Annotated in this window: 7 protein-coding genes; 6 read left to right on the top strand and 1 reads right to left on the bottom strand. The window is 44.2% G+C overall.

All coding sequences use genetic code 11. From position 1 onward, the window contains the following. The 6 genes from AC29Z1_RS09200 to AC29Z1_RS09175 form a co-directional block, all read left to right on the top strand. Positions 1–1051, top strand: a 1051-nt coding sequence (locus tag AC29Z1_RS09200; RefSeq protein ID WP_488271163.1) for a TRCF domain-containing protein, incomplete at its 5' end; no start/stop codon positions are given. A 185-nt stretch (positions 1052–1236) separates the two neighbouring features. Beyond that, a complete protein-coding gene (gene spoVT, locus AC29Z1_RS09195) occupies positions 1237–1803 on the top strand; it encodes a stage V sporulation protein T (protein ID WP_488271162.1) in 567 nt (188 codons plus the stop codon). A gap of 539 nt (positions 1804–2342) precedes the next feature. After that, on the top strand, positions 2343–3944 hold the full coding sequence (locus tag AC29Z1_RS09190; protein WP_488271161.1) for a putative polysaccharide biosynthesis protein: 1602 nt from the start codon (positions 2343–2345) through the stop codon (positions 3942–3944). Position 3945: 1 nt separating this feature from the next. Beyond that, entirely contained in the window at positions 3946–5415 is a 1470-nt protein-coding gene (gene yabN / locus AC29Z1_RS09185; protein WP_488271160.1) for a bifunctional methyltransferase/pyrophosphohydrolase YabN, read from the top strand. A gap of 95 nt (positions 5416–5510) precedes the next feature. Continuing rightward, positions 5511–5786, top strand: a complete 276-nt coding sequence (locus AC29Z1_RS09180; RefSeq protein ID WP_488271159.1) for an HU family DNA-binding protein — start codon at positions 5511–5513, stop codon at positions 5784–5786. Positions 5787–5879: 93 nt separating this feature from the next. Further along, positions 5880–6098, top strand: a complete 219-nt coding sequence (locus AC29Z1_RS09175; RefSeq protein WP_488271158.1) for a response regulator — start codon at positions 5880–5882, stop codon at positions 6096–6098. A gap of 239 nt (positions 6099–6337) precedes the next feature. Here AC29Z1_RS09175 and AC29Z1_RS09170 read toward each other — a convergent pair. Next, positions 6338–6548, bottom strand: a 211-nt coding sequence (locus tag AC29Z1_RS09170; protein ID WP_488271157.1) for a hypothetical protein, incomplete at its 5' end; no start/stop codon positions are given.

Here is a 6548-nt window from a genome sequence, read left to right as displayed (position 1 = left end):
AATTATTCGTGAGGCCATTGTCCGTGAATTAAAGCGCGGCGGGCAGGTATATTTTGTCTATAATCGAGTGCAAACCATTGATAAAGTACGTCAGCGGCTGAGCGAGATGTTGCCTGATGCTTCTATCAAAACGGCACACGGACAAATGCCGGAAGAACTATTAGAGCAGGTTATGCTTGACTTTTATGAAGGTCGTGACGATGTTCTGATTTGCACAAGTATCATTGAAAACGGGCTAGATGTACCGAATGCGAATACCATTATTGTTTACGATGCCGACCATTTTGGCTTGTCCCAATTATACCAAATGCGTGGGCGGGTTGGTCGCTCGCATCGGATGGCATATGCCTACTTTACTTACCGGCGGGACAAAGTCCTTACAGAGGTTGCTGAAAAACGCCTGCAGGCCATCAAAGAGTTTGCTGAATTGGGCTCAGGATTTAAAATTGCTATGCGGGATCTGGAGATTAGAGGTGCGGGCAATATTTTGGGCCGTGAGCAACATGGGCATATTGTCAATGTAGGGTTTGAAATGTACTGTCGTTTGCTAGATGAGGCGATTGAGGAACTCAAGCATGGAAAAGTCTTTACGCCGCCGCCGGAGCCGACCATTGAACTTAATATTGATGCCTATTTGACTGGTGACTATATCAGCGATGCTATGCATAAGATAGAGATATACCAGCGTATTGCCGCCGTGCGTCAGGAGTCACATCTGACCGAATTAATTGACGAATTGATTGACCGTTTTGGCGAACCTCCGTTGCCGGTAAGCAATTTACTTGCTGTTGCCAGAATTAAGAATTTGGCTCGCCAATTAGGAATTCGCTCCATTGTTGAGCAAAAAGGGCGGGTAGAAATCACTTTTGGTGATAATCCGCAGGTCGCTGAAGGTGGTTTAGTAACTGCCAAAAATCTGTTTCCCGGCAAGCTGGCTTTTCTTCCAGGTCCTCCAGAAACCATGCGTTTGGCTACTTCCCGTCTTACCATGGCTATACCTGATGCGCTAATCAAGTTATTATCCGCCTTAGCCGGGTTAAACAATATGTAAAAAAATGTTAAAACATCTCATATGGGTAGCCAGAAAAATGAATAAAACATTTTGACCAGATATATACTACTATCAATGAAAGATATAGTGTTTGCTAGTGAAAGTGTTTGTTTGGCTTCGATGTACCTGTTGCAATTGTTTCAGTCTTTGATTAGTTGAAGTAAGCCGCAGAAAGGGGGATATTGGTGAAAGCAACCGGAATAGTACGTAGAATTGATGATTTAGGCCGGGTTGTAATACCAAAAGAAATCAGACGAACCTTAAGAATTCGTGAAGGGGATCCACTCGAAATATATGTTGACCGCGAGGGTGAAGTAATTCTAAAAAAATATTCTCCGGTAGGTGAATTGGGTGATTTTGCCAAAGAATATGCTGATTCATTGTATGAAGCCATTGGTCATATTGTACTGATTGCTGATCGCGACAATGTAGTAGCTGTTGCCGGAGCATCCAAAAAGGAATTTCTAAATAAGCCACTTGGTCCGGCGGTCGAGAAAGTGATGGAAGAGCGCAAAGCTGTTCTTATTACCAATCCAGGCGAGTATAAGCATTGTAAAGGCTGTGCCACTCAATGCGATGACGAAGATACTTGCAAGTTTACAGCACAAGTTATTGCTCCTATAATTGTTGAAGGTGATGCTATCGGGGCTGTACTTATCTGTTCTAAAGAGCCTGGTGTGCAAATGGGTGATATGGAGGTCAAGCTGGCCGAAACGGCTGCAGGATTTTTAGCAAAACAAATGGCCCAATAATATTACACAGCATTACATGAAGTAAGTAGCGGACAATAACAATTCTGTTAAGTTCGCTACTTTTATATTAGTCTAATAGAGTGTGTAACCAAATTCTGTTGGCATAAGAGCGACTAAGGTTTTTGCTGCAATGCGCCTGATTGGTGCTAGTGCCGATGACATCATGGATGGCATTGCAATTCGGCTGTCCTAAAAGGCTTGGCACAAGCCAAGTCTTTCTTATCTTTTATCTTTAATATGGCATTCAAGCGTTTGAACTTTCTAGGCTACTGAATTCAGGACTGTTACCATGGTAATAGCAACAGGCGAGAGGATAAACTTATAAGATTATAAGAATTTAGCTAGCCTACAGATGAGTAAGTATTGCATACAACCGAGTTTTGGCTATTGTATGGCCAATGTAAAGCGGAAAGGGCAATGGCTCTGGCTCTGCTGTTATCGGTTATGCTTAAACCTTACTTACCTGTTTTATTGGTAATGAGATTTTGCTATAATAGTAAAAGCGGCCATTAGGCAATTTTTGGAGAGGAATGACTCGGTTGAGTAAAGATACATTTTTAAAAGGCGCATTTATTCTTACGGTAGCCGGTATTATTGTAAAGATTATTGGCTCGGTAAACCGAATTTTGCTGTCTCGTCTGTTAGGCGGCGAAGGGATAGGCCTGTATCAGATGGCATATCCCATTTACTTGCTGGCGCTCAGCATTTCTTCAGCCGGAATACCGGTAGCTATTTCAATTATTGTGGCCGAAAAAATTGCTTTGAGTGATTATCGTGGTGCCAATCGCGTATTTCGTATCTCACTGGGCGTATTGGCAGCAACAGGTCTATTATTTACCTTTCTCTTATACTTTGGTGCCGGTTGGTTGATAGAGCACAATTTTGTCCGAGATGCTCGGGCCTATTATGCGATTGCAGCACTGGCTCCTGCCATCTTTTTTGTTACCGTGTTGTCGAGTTACCGTGGGTACTTCCAGGGATTACAAATGATGACTCCGACTGCAGTTTCCCAGATTTTTGAGCAACTCTTCCGAGTTGTTACGATGATTGCCTTTGCGTATGTTTTGCTACCACACGGCCTTGAATTTGCAGCAGCCGGTGCTAGTTTTGGAGCAGGACCGGGGGCTGCTGCTGGTCTCTTGGTACTCTTATATTACTATTGGAAGCATAAGCCGGGTTTTAAACACCATATGGAGACCCAACCGCAAATCGTTCAGGAAACCAGTCTTAGTATTATCAGCAGAATTATAAAACTGGCATTACCAGTATCGTTAGCCAATATTATGCTGCCAGTGGTATCAAATATTGACCTCCTGATTGTTCCGGCCCGTTTGGAGGTTGCTGGTTATACTGTCGAGCAGGCTACCGAATTGTTTGGCTATCTGACGGGAATGGCGGTTCCTTTAGTCAATATGGCTACAATTTTAACGGCATCGCTTGCCGCCAGCCTGGTACCTGCGGTGTCAGAGGCCTATACAATTGGCAATAAACAGCTTATTTACCAGCGTACGGCGACGGCAATGCGGATTTCTAACATGATTACCATTCCCAGTTTTGTCGGCATGTGGTTACTGGCTACGCCTATTTCGCTGATGCTCTATGGTACACCCAACGCCGGTACATCCATTGCCATTCTGGCAATTGGTATTTTCCTACTGGGCATTCACCAGGTAACCACTGGTGTGCTGCAAGGCTTAGGGCACACTGCGATTCCAGTTATTAATATGGCGGTTTCAGCCGTGGTTAAGGTTATTATGAGCTGGGTACTCACTGCGATGCCTGTGCTCGGGATCATGGGAGCTGCCTGGGCAACAGTGGCTGACTTTGGGGTAGCGGCACTCTTAAATATGGTTTTTGTGTACCGCTATACCGGCTTTAGTATGGATATTAAGGATACATGTAAGGCTATTGCGGCTTCAGCAGTTATGGGGGCCGTTGTATTGCTGGCATATGATGCTCTCATGAGCTATACTCTCCGAAATACGCTGGCTACTGTTGGGGCAATTGTGGCCGGAGGCGCTGTATTTGGCACTGTTTTTCTCTTGGTGGGCGGTGTGCAGGCTCGTGACATTGAGCAATTACCGCGTATTGGAGTGAAGCTGGCTACTCTGTTGATTAAATTACGATTGTTGAGGCGATAGTATGGGGATAATAATTGTAGGATTGGGTCCTGGCAGTTTTCAACACATAACCATGGAAACTTGGGATATTCTAAGTAGTGGAGCCCCACTGCTGCTGAGGACAGAACGACATCCCTGCGTGGAGGTTCTGAAAGGCCGGGGGATTGTATGTAGTAGTTTTGATTATCTTTATGAACAGGCCGATGACTTTGCTAGCCTATATCAGCAAATCGCCGATAAGGTCATTGAACAGGCTAAGCAGTGTGAAAAACTGGTCTATGCCGTACCGGGTAGTCCGCTAGTGGCGGAAAAGACAGTAGAACTTATTAGCGACCAAGCGAAAGCGGCCGGTATCAGCCTTACCATTGTTCCAGCGATGAGTTTTTTGGAGGTGTTGTATACAAGGTTAGGCGTTGACCCAATTAATGGGGTAACGATTGTAGATGCTGCTGATTTAGGATTGTTGCCGCCTGACCTTACTACTGGTTTAATAATTACTCAGGTGTACAGCCGTCAGGTAGCATCTGATGCCAAGCTGACACTGATGGATTATTATGGCGATGAATACCAAGTAACGGTTGTTCGCAATTTAGGTCTGCCTGATGAAGAAATCACCTCAATTATGCTGTTTGAGCTTGATCGTCTGCCAGTGATTGATCATTTAACCAGTGTTTATGTGCCGCCACGTCAGGAAAAAAGCAAGCCTTTTTCTCTGGATCCTGTGGTTGATGTCATGGCGCGTTTGCGCTCACCTGGCGGTTGCGTCTGGGATATTGAGCAGACCCATGTAAGTTTACGACGCTATATTGTCGAGGAAGTGTATGAGGTGCTTGAGGCTATTGAACTGGCTGATGGCGCTAAATTATGCGAAGAACTTGGTGACTTATTGCTCCAGATCGTTTTTCATGCCCGTGTTGCCGAAGAAAGCGGTGTCTTTACTATGCAGGATGTGGTGGATACGGTGACAGAGAAAATGGTTCGCCGTCATCCGCATGTATTTGGCGAAATCCGTGTACGGGATGCCGCCGAGGTTGTTGTTAACTGGGAGCAAATTAAAAAGCGGGAGAAGGCCGGTGAGCGAACTAAAATACTTGATGGTGTTCCTATCGGTCTGCCCAGCCTTATGGCTGCCTACAAACTGCAGGCCAAAGCTGCCAAGGTTGGTTTTGACTGGGCAGATATTGAGCCAGTATGGGATAAGGTGGCCGAAGAACTGGCCGAATTGAAGGAAGCAGCAGCACTGCCTGAGCCTGAACGTAGTCGGCGGATTGAAGAGGAATTGGGTGATGTACTATTTGCTATTGTCAACTTAGCCCGGTTTATGGGGGTTGAGCCGGAAACAGCTCTAAATGCCACTAATAATAAATTTCGTCGGCGGTTTGGCTACATTGAGGCCGCGCTTCAAGCTCAGAATCGTCGCTGGGAAGACATGGATTTGGCCGGCTTAGACGTTCTATGGGAAGAAGCCAAAAGAAAAGAAGCAAAACAATGAGTTTTTTTTCCATTTTTCTTGATATAAGCAGGAATAAAAAATTACATAGCGAATAAAGCTATTCGTAATCGATTTACGTTAGGGGGAGCAAGATTGTGAATAAAACCGACCTTGTTAAAGCTGTAGCCCAAAAGGCTGATATGACTCAAAAAGACGCAGAGAAAGCGATCAATGCTGTATTTGCCTCTATTGAAGAAGCATTATCTAACGATGATAAAGTACAAATTATCGGATTTGGTACTTTTGAAGTGAAAACTCGTGAAGAGCGTAAAGGCCGTAACCCACAAACTGGCAAAGAAATTATCATTCCCGCTTCCAAAACTCCTGTATTTAAAGCAGGTAAAGGCCTAAAAGAGATTGTAAACGCTTAATTGAAAAGTGGACAAGATGACAATAAACCAGGTTACAAAACCTGGTTTTTGCATACCCTGTTTGGCAGTTAAAGCGTGAGGAGCATTACCTGTATGGCAGGATCTTTTGTTGATGATGAACGCAACATTCGTGAACTCATAAAATGCAATGTGGAGAAGTCAGGCTACACAGTTCTTGAAACAGATAATGGCCAGATGGCAGTGACTATGGCTAAAGCAGAAAAACCTGATCTTATTGTGAAGATGGCCTTGAAGTTTGTCGGAGCATCAAAAATTCCCCCGGGACAACAGCTATTCCCATCATTATGTTGAACTTACACTGCAAGAATATGAAATGCTCAAATTGTTGGTAACTTATATTGGTAAAGTAGTTACGTGAGAAGCAGTGACTGGAAAAGATATGGGGTTATGAATACTTTGGCGATACCCGAACCCGTCGATGTACATGTACGGCATTTGCGGGTTAAACTGGGTAAGGCCAAGCGGTATTAAAACCGTTCGTGGTGTTGGCTATCGCTTTAAAGATTTGTCGCCAGTAGGGTATCTACCTGTTAAGGGTCAATGTTAATACTGCTATTTAAATTGGCAATCATATCGGCTAGTGCTAGGATACTGGTCAGATTTGCCACAGGATCTTGGAGCAGTTTTTCCAGGATTTCTTCTAATACAAACATAGTAAACAGTACAATAGCATTGCCGGCGGCAATTGTTTCATTTGGGGATTTGCTAATCCTTCTTGCCTTTTTTTCTAATGGTTCGGAA

Source organism: Sporomusa sp. (assembly GCF_057736855.1).
The sequence above is the reverse complement of the archived record's forward strand: the minus strand, read 5'-3'. Positions and strand labels throughout refer to the sequence as shown.

Coding starts and splice junctions, on each gene's coding strand:
- yabN (WP_488271160.1), top strand. CDS start 3,946: ATGGGGATAATAATTGTAGGATTGGGTCCTGGCAGTTTTCAACACATA.
- AC29Z1_RS09175 (WP_488271158.1), top strand. CDS start 5,880: ATGGCAGGATCTTTTGTTGATGATGAACGCAACATTCGTGAACTCATA.